This is a genomic window from Neorhizobium sp. IRS_2294 (assembly GCF_050500145.1).
GTDB classification, from domain to species: Bacteria; Pseudomonadota; Alphaproteobacteria; order Rhizobiales; family Rhizobiaceae; genus Neorhizobium; species Neorhizobium soli.
The window spans coordinates 949,285-964,633 of the sequence record NZ_CP191439.1; the positions used below are offsets into that span (position 1 = coordinate 949,285).

The 15,349-nt window shown below is 62.1% G+C and carries 18 protein-coding genes; 10 read left to right on the forward strand and 8 right to left on the reverse strand.

Features of this window, described 5'->3' with window-relative positions:
- Positions 1 to 139 precede the first annotated feature (139 nt).
- The gene (locus ACQY1K_RS04435) at positions 140 to 562 is read left to right on the forward strand and encodes an organic hydroperoxide resistance protein (protein ID WP_062453520.1); all 423 of its coding nucleotides are present in this window, start codon (positions 140 to 142) and stop codon (positions 560 to 562) included.
- 111 nt (positions 563 to 673) lie between these two features.
- Here the strand turns inward: ACQY1K_RS04435 and ACQY1K_RS04440 are convergent, their stop codons facing one another.
- A complete protein-coding gene (locus ACQY1K_RS04440; protein WP_430258909.1) occupies positions 674 to 1,120 on the reverse strand; it encodes a MarR family winged helix-turn-helix transcriptional regulator in 447 nt (148 codons plus the stop codon).
- A 54-nt stretch (positions 1,121 to 1,174) separates the two neighbouring features.
- Here ACQY1K_RS04440 and ACQY1K_RS04445 point away from each other — a divergent pair, with 54 nt between their 5' ends.
- The 3 genes from ACQY1K_RS04445 (at position 1,175) to ACQY1K_RS04455 (ending at position 3,670) form a co-directional block, all read left to right on the forward strand.
- The gene (locus ACQY1K_RS04445) at positions 1,175 to 1,927 is read left to right on the forward strand and encodes a DUF899 domain-containing protein (RefSeq protein ID WP_430258406.1); all 753 of its coding nucleotides are present in this window, start codon (positions 1,175 to 1,177) and stop codon (positions 1,925 to 1,927) included.
- A 46-nt stretch (positions 1,928 to 1,973) separates the two neighbouring features.
- A complete protein-coding gene (locus ACQY1K_RS04450; RefSeq protein WP_430258407.1) occupies positions 1,974 to 2,798 on the forward strand; it encodes a VOC family protein in 825 nt (274 codons plus the stop codon).
- A 71-nt stretch (positions 2,799 to 2,869) separates the two neighbouring features.
- Positions 2,870 to 3,670 carry a hypothetical protein gene (locus tag ACQY1K_RS04455; RefSeq protein ID WP_430258408.1) on the forward strand — a complete coding sequence of 267 codons (801 nt, stop codon included), beginning with the start codon at positions 2,870 to 2,872 and terminating at the stop codon, positions 3,668 to 3,670.
- 16 nt (positions 3,671 to 3,686) lie between these two features.
- On the opposite strand, the gene ACQY1K_RS04460 is transcribed toward ACQY1K_RS04455, so the two are convergent.
- Entirely contained in the window at positions 3,687 to 4,076 is a 390-nt protein-coding gene (locus ACQY1K_RS04460) for a c-type cytochrome (RefSeq protein WP_430258409.1), read from the reverse strand.
- An 8-nt stretch (positions 4,077 to 4,084) separates the two neighbouring features.
- Positions 4,085 to 5,671 carry a helicase HerA-like C-terminal domain-containing protein gene (locus tag ACQY1K_RS04465; RefSeq protein WP_430258410.1) on the reverse strand — a complete coding sequence of 529 codons (1,587 nt, stop codon included), beginning with the start codon at positions 5,669 to 5,671 and terminating at the stop codon, positions 4,085 to 4,087.
- Positions 5,672 to 5,803: 132 nt separating this feature from the next.
- On the opposite strand from ACQY1K_RS04465, the gene ACQY1K_RS04470 reads away from it, so the two are divergent.
- The 3 genes from ACQY1K_RS04470 to ACQY1K_RS04480 all read left to right on the forward strand — a co-directional run bounded on the left by ACQY1K_RS04470 (position 5,804) and on the right by ACQY1K_RS04480 (position 7,578).
- Positions 5,804 to 6,811, forward strand: a complete 1,008-nt coding sequence (locus ACQY1K_RS04470; protein WP_430243902.1) for a YihY/virulence factor BrkB family protein — start codon at positions 5,804 to 5,806, stop codon at positions 6,809 to 6,811.
- Between the two features lie 116 nt (positions 6,812 to 6,927).
- Complete coding sequence (locus ACQY1K_RS04475; protein ID WP_062454796.1) at positions 6,928 to 7,320, forward strand: hypothetical protein; 393 nt, start codon at positions 6,928 to 6,930, stop codon at positions 7,318 to 7,320.
- 78 nt (positions 7,321 to 7,398) lie between these two features.
- Positions 7,399 to 7,578, forward strand: coding sequence for a hypothetical protein (locus tag ACQY1K_RS04480; protein WP_430258411.1), 180 nt, complete (start codon positions 7,399 to 7,401; stop codon positions 7,576 to 7,578).
- A 16-nt stretch (positions 7,579 to 7,594) separates the two neighbouring features.
- Here the strand turns inward: ACQY1K_RS04480 and ACQY1K_RS04485 are convergent, their stop codons facing one another.
- The gene (locus ACQY1K_RS04485; RefSeq protein WP_430258412.1) at positions 7,595 to 8,278 is read right to left on the reverse strand and encodes a spermidine synthase; all 684 of its coding nucleotides are present in this window, start codon (positions 8,276 to 8,278) and stop codon (positions 7,595 to 7,597) included.
- Between the two features lie 272 nt (positions 8,279 to 8,550).
- Between ACQY1K_RS04485 and ACQY1K_RS04490 the strand changes: the two genes are divergently transcribed.
- The gene (locus ACQY1K_RS04490; protein WP_062453512.1) at positions 8,551 to 9,567 is read left to right on the forward strand and encodes a magnesium transporter CorA family protein; all 1,017 of its coding nucleotides are present in this window, start codon (positions 8,551 to 8,553) and stop codon (positions 9,565 to 9,567) included.
- Between the two features lie 70 nt (positions 9,568 to 9,637).
- Here ACQY1K_RS04490 and ACQY1K_RS04495 read toward each other — a convergent pair whose 3' ends face one another.
- The 3 genes from ACQY1K_RS04495 to ACQY1K_RS04505 all read right to left on the reverse strand — a co-directional run bounded on the left by ACQY1K_RS04495 (position 9,638) and on the right by ACQY1K_RS04505 (position 13,652).
- Positions 9,638 to 10,951, reverse strand: a complete 1,314-nt coding sequence (locus tag ACQY1K_RS04495) for an alpha/beta hydrolase family protein (protein ID WP_430258413.1) — start codon at positions 10,949 to 10,951, stop codon at positions 9,638 to 9,640.
- Between the two features lie 193 nt (positions 10,952 to 11,144).
- A complete protein-coding gene (locus ACQY1K_RS04500) occupies positions 11,145 to 11,969 on the reverse strand; it encodes an aldo/keto reductase (RefSeq protein WP_184654758.1) in 825 nt (274 codons plus the stop codon).
- 168 nt (positions 11,970 to 12,137) lie between these two features.
- Positions 12,138 to 13,652 (reverse strand): phospholipase D-like domain-containing protein, encoded by a 1,515-nt coding sequence (locus tag ACQY1K_RS04505; RefSeq protein ID WP_430258414.1) that lies wholly within the window; start codon positions 13,650 to 13,652, stop codon positions 12,138 to 12,140.
- Positions 13,653 to 13,846: 194 nt separating this feature from the next.
- Between ACQY1K_RS04505 and ACQY1K_RS04510 the strand changes: the two genes are divergently transcribed.
- Entirely contained in the window at positions 13,847 to 14,011 is a 165-nt protein-coding gene (locus ACQY1K_RS04510) for a hypothetical protein (protein ID WP_430258415.1), read from the forward strand.
- Positions 14,012 to 14,103: 92 nt separating this feature from the next.
- Here ACQY1K_RS04510 and ACQY1K_RS04515 read toward each other — a convergent pair whose 3' ends face one another.
- Positions 14,104 to 14,832 carry a gamma-glutamylcyclotransferase gene (locus ACQY1K_RS04515; protein ID WP_430258416.1) on the reverse strand — a complete coding sequence of 243 codons (729 nt, stop codon included), beginning with the start codon at positions 14,830 to 14,832 and terminating at the stop codon, positions 14,104 to 14,106.
- Between the two features lie 211 nt (positions 14,833 to 15,043).
- Here ACQY1K_RS04515 and ACQY1K_RS04520 point away from each other — a divergent pair, with 211 nt between their 5' ends.
- Positions 15,044 to 15,226: a hypothetical protein gene (locus tag ACQY1K_RS04520; RefSeq protein ID WP_062453508.1), complete on the forward strand. Its 183-nt coding sequence runs from the start codon at positions 15,044 to 15,046 to the stop codon at positions 15,224 to 15,226.
- The last annotated feature ends 123 nt before the right edge of the window (positions 15,227 to 15,349 follow it).

The following is a 15,349-nucleotide window of genomic DNA, read 5'->3' on the forward strand; positions in this document are numbered from 1 at the left end:
CCCCCGGCCCTGACTTCGTGGCCTGATGCCCTATCTTATGCCTAGCGACCATGTCGCTGGACTGATGCCGGTTCAAGTTCCGTGCCATCGAATGTGCGCGCGATGATCCGGCAATACCTAACACCAAGGGAGTTACTCCATGCCCATTCTTTACACGACCAAGGGTTCCGCAACCGGTGGCCGCTCCGGCCACGGTGCTTCCGACAACGGCGTGCTCGACGTCACGCTGACGGTTCCGAAGGAACTCGGCGGCGATGGCGCCACCGGCACCAATCCGGAACAGCTGTTTGCGGTCGGCTATTCCGCCTGCTTCCTCGGCGCGCTGAAAGCCGTCGCTGCCAAGGAAAAGGTGAAGATCCCCGACGAGGCCAAGGTCACCGCAACGGTCGGCATCGGCCCGCGCGAAGATGGTGGCGGCTTCGGCATCGAAGTCTCGCTGTCGGTCAACGCCCCCGGCATCGAACGCGCCCAGCTCGAAGACCTGGTCGCCAAGGCGCATATCGTCTGCCCTTACAGCCACGCGATGCGCACCTCGACCGAAGTTCAGGTGACCGTCGAGTAAAGCTTTAAAACAATGGTCCGGCGGGCAGTTCGGTTCTCGGACTGCCCGTGCGCGACGGCGAAAAGCGGCTTGGGCCGCTTTTTGTTTGCGCGAGATTCCAGCCGATTTGGATCAGCTCACAGCCTTCAACGAGTCCCGCAGCTGGGCCGCATTGCCGCCGGGCAGCGTGACATCGAGCTCTGCATGCCTCGCTTCCCAGATCGGCAGGGCTTTCGCCAGAACCGCGCGGCCATCCTCCGTCAGTGTCAGGAGCCGTCCGCGCTTGTCCTTCGGGTCAATGGCGCTGCCGATCCAGCCGCGCGCCTGCAAAACCTTCAGGGCCGCAGTCAGCGTCGTGCGGTCCATGGCAAGCAGGTCGCAGACGGATTTCATCGTCGCCGGCTGTGGGCGGTTGAGCGACATCATCAGCGAGAACTGGCCATTGTTCAATCCAACCGGCTTCAGCGCCGTATCGAAGGTTCGCGCTAAGGCCCGCGCTGCCCGTTGCACATGCAGGCAAAGACAGGTGTCGCGGACATGAAGCGTGGCGGAAAACGGAACCGAATCGGGATTTGACAGCATGGAAATATTATGTTGATATCAACCTATTCTGTCAAGAAAGGGGAGGTTCTTATGGATGTCAGCGCATTCCCGACAAATGCCGTCCTGTCGAAAGACGAGTGGCTGAAGGCGCGGCTCGAGCTTCTGGCGCTCGAGAAGGAGGAGACGCGGTTGCGTGACAAGGTCCGCGCCGCCCGCCGCGCCTTGCCCTGGGTGCGGGTGGACAAGGACTACGTCTTCGACACGCCGCAGGGCGGCAAGACCTTGTCCGATCTCTTTGCCGGACGCAGCCAGCTGCTAATCTATCACTTTATGTTCGGACCCGACTGGAGCGAAGGCTGTGTCGGTTGCTCCTTCATGGCCGACCATTTCGACGGCACGCTTGCCCATCTCAACCATCACGACGTCACGCTCGTCGCCGTCTCGCGCGGCACGTTGGGGCAAATCGAGGCCTACAAGGCCCGCATGAACTGGCAGTTTCCCTGGGTCTCGTCCTACGCCACGGATTTCAACCACGACTATCGCGTTTCCTTCACGCAAGAAGAGATGCAGGGCGAGACGATCAACTACAATTTCCGCGCCATGCCCGCGAGCGAAGGTTTCGAGGAGCTTCCGGGCCTGTCAGCCTTCTACAGGAATGAGGCCGGCGAGATCTTCCATACCTATTCCACCTATGCCCGCGGCCCGGAAGAGGTGATCGGCACGCTGATGCTGCTCGACCGCGCGCCGCTCGGCCGCAACGAGGATAAGACGATGAGTTTCCTCAAGCGCCACGACGAATATGCGGTAAAGCCCGAGCAACAGGCGTCATCCTGCTGCCATTGAGGGCACGTCGCCGGGTCCGTTGAACACACACAAGAGGGAGATGGGCATGCTGCAGATCGTTTCGAAATCCCGTTCGGACACGCATGGAAAGTTCATCTGGTGCGAACTGATCACGTCAGACACGTCAGCGGCGGGCAAGTTCTACGCCTCTGTCATCGGCTGGACTGTCCGCGAACTCGCCATGGCCGATATGCCGTCCTATTTCCTGTTCGAAATGGGCGAGGGCGACAATTGCCCCGGCATTGGCGGCATGATGCACTTTCCGCCGGAGCTTGAAGGCAAGATGCCGCCGAACTGGACCGGCTATGTTGCCGTCGACGATGTCGATGAAACCGCAAGTGACTTCGTTTCCCTTGGCGGACGCATCCAGCGCGACCCGGAGGATATCCCGGGCGTCGGCCGGTTTGCTGTTGTGGCCGATCCGCATGGGGCGGTTCTCTGCATCATGACGCCGATCCCGCCGGCAAACCCGCCCCGCCAGCTCGGCCCCGCCGATCCCGGCAATCTAGGCTGGTGCGAGCTGATGGCGGGCAACGGCGAGGAGGCTTTCGAATTCTATGGAAGCGTGTTCGGTTGGGCGAAGGACCATGACATGGACATGGGCGAGAGGGGCGTCTACCGCATCTTTGCCTATGACGGCCATCCCGGCCAGGCGATCGGTGGCATGATGACGAAACCGGACACGGTGCCTGCGCCGTGCTGGTCCTATTACTTCAACGTCGAGGCGATTGACGCGGCCATCGAGCGCATCACGGCCGGCGGCGGTAGTGTCGTGTTCGGGCCGATGCAAGTGCCCGGCGGAAGCTGGATCGTCCAGGCCACCGATCCTCAGGGCGCCTTCTTCTGCCTAGTCGCTCCGAAGCGCTCTTGATCCCCGAAACCTTGAACCTGTCCTCGTCAGGCCTAATTGCACCTTCACGCATAAGGCCGGAGGACCCACTCATGCATCCATTGCCCCGTCCGCTGAGCCTTGTTTTCTTTAGTATCAGCACGTTCCTGGCCCTGTCCGGCATCGTCATGATCCTGACGGCTTTCAGGGGCGGCTGGCCGGTGCTGGCCCTGTTCGGGGCAGGCGCCTTCGTTTTTGCGCATATGCTCTGGCCGCAAACCTTCCACCGAAGGCGGCAGGATGCCGCAACGCTGATTGCCCGCTTTCCCGGTCCGGTCACCCTCTATTCCAGCCGCGTCCGCTATTTCTCGCTGGCCGTCGGCTGCGCAGCCTTCGCCGTCCTGCTTCTGTTTCTGCTGCTGGATGCCGACCCCGCCGATCCGCCGATGCCGGCGTTGCGACAGGCAATACTCTGGCTGGGCGTCGGCTTTCTGTCGCTCTGCGCCTCCGTCATGATGGCGGGCGTCCTCGTCGGTCAGCGGCTGGAACTGGATGGCGACGGCTTCACCATGGTCACGCTCGGGCGTCGCAAATTCTGGCGCTGGCAGGATGTCGAGGGCTTCAAGGCAGGCGGGATGACGCCGATCTCCGTGCGCTTTCTGCCCAAGCTGGAGATGAAGATGGTCGTGTTCGACGACCTGTCGCTCCCGGAAACCGCCCTGATCCGCATGAGCCGCGATGCGACCGGCCGCAATTCCGGCCTGCACGATGCCTATGGGCTCGATTTCGCCCAGCTCGCCTGGCTCCTGGAAACCTGGCGCGAAACGGCGCTCGCAGGCACGCAAGCAGCCCCTGCTGCACCCGTCCGCGACGACGAATTCGTGGCCGTCTCAGCTGCTTACCCGAACGGCTGACGACCATTCCCGGCCGTCACTCTTCTTGCGCGGTTGTCTTCAGGTAAGCAATCACGTCGTCGATCTCGGCCTGGGTCCACAGTCCGAAGAAGCGCATGCTGGTTCCCGGCACTTTCTTCTTGGGGCTCGAGAGAAAGGCGGACAGTGCCGCGTCGTCCCAGACGAGACCGGCAGCGGCCGCATCCTTCATCGCCTGCGAATACTTGTAATCGGGAACTTGCGCTGCCGGTCGCCCGACGACGCCTTTGAGATGCGGGCCGAACCGGTTGGTCTCCCGGTCGGCCACATGACAGGCGACGCATTTCTGGTACACCCGCTTGCCGTTGCCGGCATCCGCCGCCTGCGCCGAAGAGCCGAGCGCGACAAGGGCGAGGGCGCAGAGCCCTGTCCTTGCCGCTTCGCGCATCCGCCCGGTCACCGCTTCAGACTGCCGAGAATGCCGCGCACGATCGCCCGGCCCACCTGGGTGGCGACGGTGCGGGTCACGCTTTTCATGGCAGCCTCGATGATCGTCTCGCGCTGGTAGCCCGAGCGGCCAACGGTTCTGCGGCCCTTCGGCTCGTCGTCGTCCTTGTTGCCGAAGCCGGGCAGGGTCCAGCCGGTGGTTTCGCCGGAGCCGGCAGGCGGCGCGGGCTCGAGTTCATCCTGCGCCTTTCGGGCGGCCGCCGCATCGGCGGCCTGCTTTGCCCGGGCGCCAAGCATTTCGAAGGCGCTTTCGCGGTCGAGATCCTCGTCATAGATCCCGAGAACCGGGCTGCGGTCCATCACCGACTGCCGCTCCGCATCGGTCAGAGGACCGATCCGTCCCGAGGGTGGGCGGACCAGCGTCCGTTCCACCATCGATGGTGCACCCTTGCCCTCGAGCGTCGAGACCAGCGCCTCGCCGGTACCGAGCTGGGTGATCGCGGTGGCGCAATCGAAGGCCGGGTTCGGCCGGAACGTGTCGGCCGCGGTCTTCACTGCCTTCTGCTCGCGCGGCGTATAGGCGCGCAGCGCATGCTGCACCCGGTTGCCGAGCTGGGCCAGCACGCTTTCCGGCACGTCGAGCGGGTTCTGGGTGACAAAATAGACGCCGACGCCCTTGGAGCGGATCAGCCGCACCACCTGCTCCACGCGGTCGAGCAGAACCTTCGGCGCTTCGTCGAACAGCAGATGCGCCTCGTCGAAGAAGAACACCAGCTTCGGCTTGTCCGGATCGCCCACCTCGGGCAGTTCCTCGAACAGTTCCGACAGAAGCCACAAAAGGAACGTCGCGTAGAGCCGCGGGTTCATCATCAGCTTGTCGGCGGCAAGGATCGAGATCTGGCCGTAACCGGAATTCGGGTTCACCCGCATGATGTCGGTGATTTTCAGCGCCGGCTCGCCGAAGAAATGCTCCGCACCCTGCTGTTCCAGAACGAGCAGCGCCCGCTGGATCGAGCCGACCGAAGCCTTGGAAATGAGGCCGAATTCCTTGGATAGTTCCGACGCGTTCTCGGCCATGTAATTCAGAAGCGAGGTCAGGTCCTTGAGGTCGAGCAGCGGCAGCCCGGCCTTGTCGGCCAGCTTGAAGGCGATGTTCAGCACGCCTTCCTGCGGTTCGGATGCATCCATCAGACGGGCCAGCAAAAGCGGCCCCATCTCGGCGATCGTGGTGCGGACCCTATGTCCCTTGGTGCCGTAGAGATCCCAGAAGATCACCGGGAACTGCTCGAACTCGTAATCGGCAAAGCCGATCTGCTCGGCGCGTTTGGCGAGAAAATCCTTGGGCTCGCCCTTGGCCGCGACGCCGGAGAGATCGCCCTTGATGTCGGATGCAAACACGGGAACGCCGGCCCGCGAAAAGCCCTCGGCCAGAACCTGCAGCGTCACGGTCTTGCCGGTGCCGGTCGCACCCGTCACCAGCCCGTGGCGGTTACCGAACTTCATGTCGAGGAATTCGGCCTTGTTCAACGTGTCGTCAGGGTTGCGACTGCCGCCGATAAAGAGTTTCGCCTGATCGTCCGCATCAATATTCGCCATGCAACTATGCGCTCCCTAAACGCGTTCAATCTGTGGCTTTTATAGGATGCGCTGAAGAGCCGGGCAACGGCTGAAAATCGGCCAAGTGAAAACTGGCGCGAGAGGCGGCAGAAGAGGGGTGAATACGTGACGATGACGGACACAGCCGGACCGGCGGGAACTCGGACACTCGATGCGCAAGGCGTGCGCGATGCACAGAGGGGTCGCCATGCAGATGGCCCGATGGGCATTCCGGCCCGCGGCCTCAAAGACGTGTTCTGGCGCGTCTATGCGGGCGTAACCGAAGATCGCATCACGCTGATCGCCGCCGGCGTCACCTATTACCTGCTGCTGGCGCTGTTTCCAGCCGCAAGCGCGCTCGTGTCGATCTACGGGTTCGTCGCCGATCCCGTGACGATTGCCGATCGGATCGCGTTTCTGAGCACGATCATGCCCGCCGAAGGGCTGAACATCTTCCTCGATCAGGTCCGGGCCCTCTCAAGCGAACGCGGCGCAACGCTGTCGATCGGCCTGATCGCGGGTCTGGCGCTGGCGCTCTGGAGCGCCAACAACGGCATGAAGGCGCTGTTCGAGGCCATGAATGTCGCTTACGGCGAGCAGGAAAAGCGCGGCATCGTCAAGCTCAACCTGATGTCGCTGCTCTTCACGCTCGGCGCGATGCTGATTGCCATCGTCATCCTGTTTGCCATGGGCGTGGTCCCGGCATTGCTCAAATATTTCTGGCTCGACCAGTGGTCGGAAATGATCATCCGCATTGCCCGCTGGCCGTTGATGATGGTGTTCGTCACGCTCGGCATCATGGCGCTCTACAGGTTCGGCCCCAGCCGCGAGCCAGCCAAGATCCAGTGGCTGACCTGGGGTGCGGCCTTTTCCACCATTTTCTGGCTTCTCGCCTCGCTCGGCGTGTCCTACTATCTGGCCAACGTCGCCGATTACAATGCCACCTATGGCACGCTCGGCGCACTGATCGGCTTCATGGTCTGGACATGGGTATCCGTCATCATCGTCGTCGTCGGAGCCGAGATCAACGCCGAGCTCGAGCATCAGACCTCGGTCGATTCCACCACCGGCCATCCGAAGCCGATGGGGGCGCGCGGCGCTGAAATGGCCGATACGGTCGGTGTCGCCGCCGAGGATTGACAAGCGGCCGGTTGCGCCAACCCGGGCTGCGTGGCACCATTTGGAACACGCCTGTTGGCATCCGGCACGAGTCTATGTATGACCTTGACGTGAACGTCAAAACTGAGGAGATATTGATGAACGAGATGGTTACCCGCGTTGCCGACCGCGTCGGTCTTGCACCTGATGCGGCCGAAAAGGCGATCGGCATGATGCTGGGCTTCCTGCAGCGCGAGGCGGATGACGCTGCCGTGGCGCGGATGATCGAAGCCATTCCCGGCGCGCCGGAACTGGTCGGCAAATTCAACGGCGAAGGTGCCGGTGGCGGCGGTCTGCTGGGCGGCCTGATGTCGAGCTTCGGCGGCGGCGGCATCATGACGCTCGGCCAGCAGCTGATGTCGCAGGGCCTCGGCATGGGCGAAATCACTGCACTTGCCAAGGAAACCATGGCTGTCGCACGCGAACACGCCGGTGACGAAACCGTCGATACGGTCATCGCATCGGTGCCCGGCCTCAGCCAGTTCGTGTGATCTGAATTCGTGAATCGAAAGCCGCTGGCTCCATCGCCGGCGGCTTTTCTAAATCATCAGCTATGCTATAGGTCGGCGATGAGCGACAACATCATCAAGTTCCAGCGTCCGAAACCGGTCAAGCCACCGCGCAAGTCGCCGTTCAAAAACATGGCGCCCGGCGTGAAGCGCATGCTGATCTGGGTTGCCGTCATCGCGGGCCTGGTCCTGGCATTCCTCTACTTCCAGTTCGCCGGCAGCGCCCCTCCGGGCGTCTGAGCAAACCCGCAGAACGTCAGCCCTTGGCTGCCAGCCAGATCACGTGCTTTGCGCCGCGCTTGCCATTGGCGCGCGTGTTCACCACCTCCGCCTGAAATCCCACCTCCTTCAGCCGCCGGGTAAAGCCCGCGTCGGGACCTGACGACCAGACGGCGAGAACGCCGCCGGGCCGTAGCGCCGAGCGTGCGGAATAAAGACCGCCCATATTGTAGAGCCGGTCGTTCGAGGCTCGCGTCAACCCGTCCGGCCCATTGTCGACATCGAGCAGGATCGCATCGAAGGCGCCGCTCGACGTGCGGATCAACTCGCTGACATCGCCCTCAAAGATCGTCACGCGCGGATCGTCGAGGCAGCCCTTGAAGACCGGCGCCATCGGCCCGCGCGCCCAGTCGACCACGGCCGGTACCAGCTCGGCCACGGTCACCTGCGCATCTTCGGGCAGAACGGCAAGTGCTGCCCTCAGCGTGAACCCCATGCCGAGCCCGCCGATCAGCATCGAAGGCTTGGCCCTCTTGCCGATCTTCTCCTGCGCGAGTGTCGCCAGCGCTTCTTCCGAACCGCTGAGACGGCTGTTCATCAGCTCGTTGGTGCCGAGCATGATCGAGAATTCCTGGCCGCGCTGCTTCAGACGCAGCTCGCCTTCCTCGCCGGGCAGGGCGCCGGGAATGGTTGCGCGGTCGAGCTGGATCCAGGGCAGCATGGGACAAACCTCTTGGTCGGAGCGGCTTTGCTACAGAAGCGCAAACGACGGGTCAATGCTGCGCTGCGGGGAGTTGACTTTCCGTGATTTCCGCGCCATTTCACGCGCAAAAGCGCTACCCGTTCGGGTGCCGCTCTTTCAAAGGACAAACCGAGATGAACCCCGACAGTCGAAGTTCGACGTCAACAGATAGACCTGCCGCTTCGGGGCTCTGAACCGTTCATATCGGTGATGCGCTCCGGGGACCTCAATGGTCCGGAATAGGAGCCGTCATGCTGCGTATCCATGCCTATGATCACGACCGCCTTGTCGCGGCCGACGCCGTAATCGCCAGTGCAGCCGCCGATGCGACGTCTGTTGCTCCGCAGCCGCCTGTGATCTGGTACGACCTGATCAACCCGACGGCCAAGGAAGAGCGCGATGTCGGCTCCCGCCTCGGGGTTACCATTCCCACCCAGGACGAGATGGAGGATATTGAACTCTCCTCCCGGCTCTACCAGGAAGACGGCGCCGAGTTCATGACCATGACCGTGCTGACACGCCCGGATGCCGGCACGCCGCACAAGGTTCCCGTCACCTTTATCGTCAAGGGCCAGGTTCTCGTCACCGTGCGCTATTCCGAGCCGCGTCCCTTCGATGCCTTCATGGCGCGTGCCCGCAAGGGCAACGGGCTCGGCCTTCATTCGGCAACCGGCGAACTGATCATGACCGGTCTGGTCGAGGCGATCATCGACCGCATGGCGGATACGCTGGAGCGGCTCGGCAACGATATCGACCAGATCTCGCGCGATATCTTTGCGGCCAAGGCCTCCAAGGTCAACAAGAAGACGCGCGACCTGCAGGAACTGATCCGGGCGATCGGCCAGAAGGGCGAGTTCATCACCGTCGTGCGCGAAAGCCTCGTCAGCGTCTCGCGCGTCGTCGCCTATTATGCCGCCCTCGATGGTGTCGATCGCAAGCTGCCCAAGGAAATGCGCCAGCGCCTGAAACTGCTGCAGCGCGATGCCACCTCGCTTGGCGATCACTCGGCCTTCATGTCCGGCAAGATCAACTTCCTGCTCGATGCGACGCTGGGCCTGATCAATCTGGAGCAGAACCAGATCATCAAGATCTTCTCGGTTGCGTCAGTCGTGTTTCTGCCGCCGACGCTGGTCGCATCGGTCTACGGCATGAACTTCGCCAACCAGCCGGAACTGCAGTGGCATTACGGCTATCAGCTGGCACTCTGCCTGATGATCGTCTCGATGGCGCTGCCGTATCTCTACTTCCGCCGCAAGGGCTGGCTGTAATCACAAACCAAGACGGGCGGAGCACGGCTGCTCCGCCCGTCCTTGTCTGATCTAGGCGGCAAGACGCGCTCTAGCGTTCCTGGATCTGTGGCATGAAATCCGGCAGAAGCTTGCAGGGCTCCTTGTAGATCTCGGCTTTCTTTTCACACAGGGCTGCCACCGTCTGCGGCGTCGGTTTCTCGCCCTTGTCGATCCAGCTCAGCATGGCGGAAAACAGCGCTGCATATTGCGGCGTCGAGAGCTTGGAATGCTCCGCCTCGTCCGAAAAGTTCTGCACCAGCAGCTCGCCATTGCCGGCCTTGTCCACCGTTTGGCGATAGATCGCCTCGTGATCGACAAACACGGTCGGATCGTTCTTGGCGTGCAGGGTGATGGTCGGCGCGACGATCTGGCCGGTGAGATCGGCATCATAGGCCATCAGCCGAGCCGCTTGCGGATCCGCCTTGAACCGCTCGACACCCTTGTTCAGCGCCGCGTCATCGTCTGATCCCTTGTACTGCACGTCAGCATTGTCGAACGGGTTCTTGCCATCCATCCGTCGCCAGACGATGTCGGAAAACAACCCGGTCGCCCAGCTCAAATGCGCCACCAGCGTCTTTTCCGGCACCTTGGTGACGGCGAGGATATTGGCGAGGTTCTTTGCTTGCTCTGGCGAGCGCTTGTCCTTCGCCAGAGAGATGCCGGTGCATTCGTCGACCCGCTGCTGCAGCTCGTCGCGCGACATCTTCGAGCCCTTGGGCAGGCCCTGCCAGACCGGATACTGCACCTCGTCCGCGCGCGGATGGTTCTTGCAGTAATACTGGTAGACGGCCCGCAGATCGGCGCGGAAGTCATAGCCATGGCCGCCGCCGGCCAGCAATCCGCTGGTCAGCACCAAGCCGTCGTAATTCTTCTGGCCGCGCCAGTCGAGTGCGTAGAGTTCAGCCGTCTTCGCCGCCACATTGCCGCCCCAGGACTGGCCGTGCAGCAGAACATGCTTCGGCTTGCCGAGCAGCCGGATGGCGATCCGGCGCACATTGTCCGTATCGGCCGCCGCCATCCGCACGCCATAACCCTCGCGGCGATAGTTGGAACCGGCCCAGGCATAGCCCTCCTGAACGGTGACCGCGAAACGCTCGAGATCCTCGACCGGATCGTCCGGCGTAGGCTTTGCGGTGCGCGGCCCGCCATGGGCATGGACAACGAGCGTGCCGTTCCAGTCCTTCGGTTTGGCGATCCAGTAATAGGCGCCGTGCAGATCCTGACCCGCAAAGCACTCGGTCCCTACAGGCATCGAACTCGGGCAGTCCTTCGGCGCCGGGTCCGCAGGCTTTTGCTGCGCGCTGGCGGGCAGGGCGGTAACAACCACCGCCGCCGCGGACATCAATATCGTTCTGAAATGCATGAAAACTCCTCCTCTTCCAGCCCGTGACAAGACCTATGGTTCTGGCTGGGAGAGGCAAGAGAAGACGTGGCCTCGGCTGCCGCGTGGGGGAGGCTCGCCGGGCAATTGGGCGGGATCCCACACAAACCACGGCGGGAGTGTGTGGGAAGCGACCCAAACGGACCATTGTCCGAGACCGAAGCCTCGGACCGGATCAGTCCCACTCTGGCGCGAGATGCACCGGCGATACGATGCGTCCGTCTGTTCGCGACAGCGCAAACACCGCTTCCATTTCCTGCGGCGACAGCGAGAAGTCGAAGATGTCGTAATTCTCCGGCAGCCGGCTTTCGGTCGCGGTCTTCGACAGCGCGATCACGTCCTCCTGCTGCACGGCCCAGCGCAGCACGACCTGAGCGGCGGTCTTTTTGTACTTCGCGCCGATCTCCTTCAACACCTCGTCCTTCGGCACCGCGCCATCGGCCATCAGGTAATAGGCGGTCACCGACATGCCGGTCTTGCGCGCTTCCATCAGCACCTTGGTCTGGTCGAGATAGGGGTGATATTCCACCTGGTTGTTGACGATAGGCGCATCGGACAGCTTGATCGCTTCAGCCATCAGCGCGGTCGAAAAGTTGGAAACGCCGATATTCTTGACCTTGCCTGCGGTTCTCAGCTCGTTCAGCGCGCCGATCCGGTCGGCCAGCGGCATTTCGCTTTGCGGCCAGTGCAGCAGCAGAAGGTCGACATGGTCGGTCTGCAGCTTGGAAAGGCTTTCGTCCACCGAAGCGATAAAGGCATCGTGACCGACGCGGTCGACCCAGACTTTCGTGGTCAGAAAGATATCGTCGCGCGGAATGCCCGACTGGCGAATAACCTCGCCGACGGCCTGCTCGTTCTTGTAGATCTGCGCAGTGTCCACATGGCGGAAGCCGAGTTTGAGGGCTTGCGGCAGAATGCGATGAACATCCGCATCGGGCATGCGGAACGTGCCGAAACCGAGAGCTGGGATATGGGCGCCGTTGGCGTTGACGGTTTGCATCATGTGCTCCTTGGAAAAGGGGGCCCGCCGGGGAGCCGGGCAAAGAAGAGGCACACTCTAGATGGGCCGTGAAATCCGGCGATCAAGCAGAGACCGGCCCAGGATCACCCGACCGGATGCGACAAATCGGCTCGAAAGAAGGCCCTGGAGGCCGCGCAATCCGCCTCGTCAGGTCTCTTTGCGCGCCCGTTTCGCCCGTCTCGCGACTCGACCGAACCGCTGTTTCAGAAAGTTTGATGTCCGGTAGCGCACGCCGCTTGGTCGCTCGGGATCGGCAATGTCCGATTCAGCCAGCAATTCCTCGTCGGCACTCAGCTCCCGCATCTTGACCGGCAGAAGACCTCGGCCGCTCTGTCGGTTCAACGCCTCGATGGCCGCGATGATTGACCCGTCATGCGCTGCGACCGCGTCACGCACTTCCTGCGGTTCGCGCCCAAGATGTTCGGCGATGAGATCGTCGCGGGTGCTGACGATTTTGGCGCTCAGCGTGTCCTCACCCGGCTGCGCCTCGAGGATGAGGTCGCATTCCGTATCGTAGCCCATCGAGCGGTTGTTGAGATTGGCCGAGCCGATCTTCACGATCCGGTCGTCGGCAAACATCATCTTGGCATGCACATAGATCGACGTGCGGGCTTCGTTGACAGGGTAGTAGATCCGGAAGCGATCATGAACATCGGCGTCCTTGACCATCTTCATCAGCCGGATGCGGGCGCTGTCCATCGCCTTGGCTTCCAGCCAGCCTTCGCAGCCCTCCGGATTGATCAGCACGATTTCCGGTCCGTCGGGCTCCTTCAGCCGTTCCGCCATGGCCTCTGCAATACGGCGCGAGGCGAAATACTGGCTCTCGACATAAAGCGTCTTTTTCACCGAACCGATGATCGCAAGCTTGGCCGTCTCGATCTCGACGATCTGGCTGCGCCCCTCGTATTCAGGCGCGGTGCGGGCGATGCCGATCGAGATGTCGCGAAACCCGACCTCCAGCTCGTCCGGCCAGGGGTCGTTCTGCGTGGCGGTATTCTCGTCAGGCGGATCGAGCGTCTCGTCGGTTGCCAGTTTCCAGCGTCGCCGTGCGACCTCGCCGAGCGCCCGTGCGGCCTCGCCGGAAAGGCAGGTGGTGGCATCGTGCCAGGGCCCTTGCGCAAATCCCATCGGCGACTTGCGCAACGGCTCGTCTTCCGAATGATCGCGACTGTCCCAGCGCCCAACGGTCATGTCGATCCCGCCGCAGAACGCCACTTCGTCGTCGATGACAAGAAGCTTCATGTGATGCGCCGACAGCGCTGGATGCGCGCCGTCGAGCTTCAGATGGATGCGCTTGTCGAACATCCATTTGAGAATATAAAACGGCGTTTCACCGCGAGTGATCGAATTGATCAGCCCGATATCCCATTTGAGAATGCGAATATCGAGCCCGTTGTTTCGCTCGGCGAGCGCGTTCAGAAACTTGCCAAGCTCGTCGGGCCATTCCTCCTTCGCGCTCTTGTCAGCCTTGCCATCCTTCTTGCCCGGCTCCAGCTGGATGCGCGTGTCGAAATCCCAGCCGATCAGGTAGATCGACTTTTTCGCCTTCGTCATCGTGCGCTTGGCGAAGCGAAAGAAGTCGGCGGCATCGATGATGATGGAAAGCCGGTCCGCCTTGGCAATCCGCCAGCACGTGTCGCCTTCGTTGAGGATGCTTTGCATCGATCCTGTCGCCCCAGTCTTCGTCTTTTCGGTTATCGAGGATATAGGGCAGCGCCGCGCTGCTTCTACGGGAAATATACAAGGATCGGTGGAGTGATGCGCAGCAGCGTCATCCTGCATTTCTGCGATCGCGATGACTGCTGACCGCGATCGCAATCAGGATCAGCGGCCACAGGCACGACAGCAAAAGTCCCATGATCCTGTCGAAGCTCCAGGGAAGCCGTCGTGTCACACCCTCGGCCAACGTCATCCCGAAGAACGCGGTCGCTACGGTCAGGTACACTATGGTGGCTACAGTCGTCATGGGTCTCGCTGGCACGGTGCCGGTCATCACGATGGGGGTCGCACGCGCCCCATGAGCGTTCAAACACGGATCGAGCCCGCCGTCCTCAACTTTTATGAGAGAGTGCCAGATTTCGCACTGCCGGCCCCGACGGGCGGCATCACGCTTTTAAGCGTGAATCGCTTCGATTTCGCGTGCTACCATCTCCTGCAGCCGCCAGAGATTGCGGTCGCGGATGCCGAATTCGGCCAGATGCACGACGGTATTATAGAGATACTCGGCACAGGAACCGCGATGGCCGCAGGCGCGTGCCAGAACTGGCGCCACATCCTGAAGCGGCGGCAGCGGCCTGATGATCCGCGGGCTCTTTCCGCCGGCCCAGAAGGTCAGCGCCCGGATCGTCTCGCCGCCTTGCGTCCGCACGGGGAGAAAACGGAAGGTCGAAAGGCTGTCCTTGTGGCTCACCTCGCGGCGCAGCGCCTTGTCGATCTGCTCGCGCTTTTCCGAATCGGACACCCGGTAGATCACGCCGTCGCAACGACCGCCGCGCGACAGCATCATCATCAGCCCCGGCTGGTCCGGCGAACCGCGGCCGCGTTCGATATGGAGCGAAAACGATCGATGCCAGCCATAGGCCGTCGCCCGCTGGCAGGCGATCGAATCAAAGCCCGGCTTCCAGATCAGCGAGCCATAGGCAAAGATCCACAGCGGTTCTTCGCCGATATCCTCCACCAGCCGCTCGGTAATCTCGGCGTAGTCGGCATCCGTCAGCGGCTCCCAGGTCGGCGGTGCGCCGGGATCCATCTCGTCGCGAAAACACAGGTCGACCAGGTCCTGCGTCAGCGACATGGACGATGACTTGAGAGCCGTTGAGGTGAGGGCGCCTGAGCTGGACATGGCCTCTGCGTTGTAAAAAAATGAGTGCGTAAACGGGAGGTGAGGCGCAAGACTGCAAGCCCGGACGGCTGCTGTCAACGTTTTTGGGCCGCGTCTGTGAAGGATTTGCTGCGTTGCCGCAGAGTGGCCCCACTGTTCTGGTCGAAGGGATCACGCAACGTTTCAGACGGAAATGTTCGCGTTATTCTGCGTGAGAGGGAGTTTTCGATACATGCGCTGGTTGTTTCTCATTGTCCTTGGCCTGCTGGTGGCCGTCATTTTGTCAATCACCCTGATGCAGAACGACAGTCGTCAGCTGGGTAGCGATAACCTGTTGCAGGGAGCGCCGGGCAGTCCGCGCCAGCCATCGGACTCGCCGCTTCTTCCGGCACCCGCACCGCAGCGAGCGCCCTGACCATGAGACGGCGGCAATTCGGGGTGCCATCAATATTTGTGATGAATCATCTCGGATTGTCGCTTGACCTTGAGGGCTCCGGGGATTTCATTCACGCCAAATTTTAGCGACCCCCGCCAAGCT

Coding starts and splice junctions, on each gene's coding strand:
- ACQY1K_RS04435 (WP_062453520.1), top strand. CDS start 140: ATGCCCATTCTTTACACGACCAAGGGTTCCGCAACCGGTGGCCGCTCC.
- ACQY1K_RS04445 (WP_430258406.1), top strand. CDS start 1,175: ATGGATGTCAGCGCATTCCCGACAAATGCCGTCCTGTCGAAAGACGAG.
- ACQY1K_RS04450 (WP_430258407.1), top strand. CDS start 1,974: ATGCTGCAGATCGTTTCGAAATCCCGTTCGGACACGCATGGAAAGTTC.
- ACQY1K_RS04455 (WP_430258408.1), top strand. CDS start 2,870: ATGCATCCATTGCCCCGTCCGCTGAGCCTTGTTTTCTTTAGTATCAGC.
- ACQY1K_RS04460 (WP_430258409.1), bottom strand. CDS start 4,076: ATGCGCGAAGCGGCAAGGACAGGGCTCTGCGCCCTCGCCCTTGTCGCG.
- ACQY1K_RS04465 (WP_430258410.1), bottom strand. CDS start 5,671: ATGGCGAATATTGATGCGGACGATCAGGCGAAACTCTTTATCGGCGGC.
- ACQY1K_RS04470 (WP_430243902.1), top strand. CDS start 5,804: ATGACGGACACAGCCGGACCGGCGGGAACTCGGACACTCGATGCGCAA.
- ACQY1K_RS04475 (WP_062454796.1), top strand. CDS start 6,928: ATGAACGAGATGGTTACCCGCGTTGCCGACCGCGTCGGTCTTGCACCT.
- ACQY1K_RS04480 (WP_430258411.1), top strand. CDS start 7,399: ATGAGCGACAACATCATCAAGTTCCAGCGTCCGAAACCGGTCAAGCCA.
- ACQY1K_RS04485 (WP_430258412.1), bottom strand. CDS start 8,278: ATGCTGCCCTGGATCCAGCTCGACCGCGCAACCATTCCCGGCGCCCTG.
- ACQY1K_RS04490 (WP_062453512.1), top strand. CDS start 8,551: ATGCTGCGTATCCATGCCTATGATCACGACCGCCTTGTCGCGGCCGAC.
- ACQY1K_RS04495 (WP_430258413.1), bottom strand. CDS start 10,951: ATGCATTTCAGAACGATATTGATGTCCGCGGCGGCGGTGGTTGTTACC.
- ACQY1K_RS04500 (WP_184654758.1), bottom strand. CDS start 11,969: ATGCAAACCGTCAACGCCAACGGCGCCCATATCCCAGCTCTCGGTTTC.
- ACQY1K_RS04505 (WP_430258414.1), bottom strand. CDS start 13,652: ATGCAAAGCATCCTCAACGAAGGCGACACGTGCTGGCGGATTGCCAAG.
- ACQY1K_RS04510 (WP_430258415.1), top strand. CDS start 13,847: ATGATCCTGTCGAAGCTCCAGGGAAGCCGTCGTGTCACACCCTCGGCC.
- ACQY1K_RS04515 (WP_430258416.1), bottom strand. CDS start 14,832: ATGTCCAGCTCAGGCGCCCTCACCTCAACGGCTCTCAAGTCATCGTCC.
- ACQY1K_RS04520 (WP_062453508.1), top strand. CDS start 15,044: ATGCGCTGGTTGTTTCTCATTGTCCTTGGCCTGCTGGTGGCCGTCATT.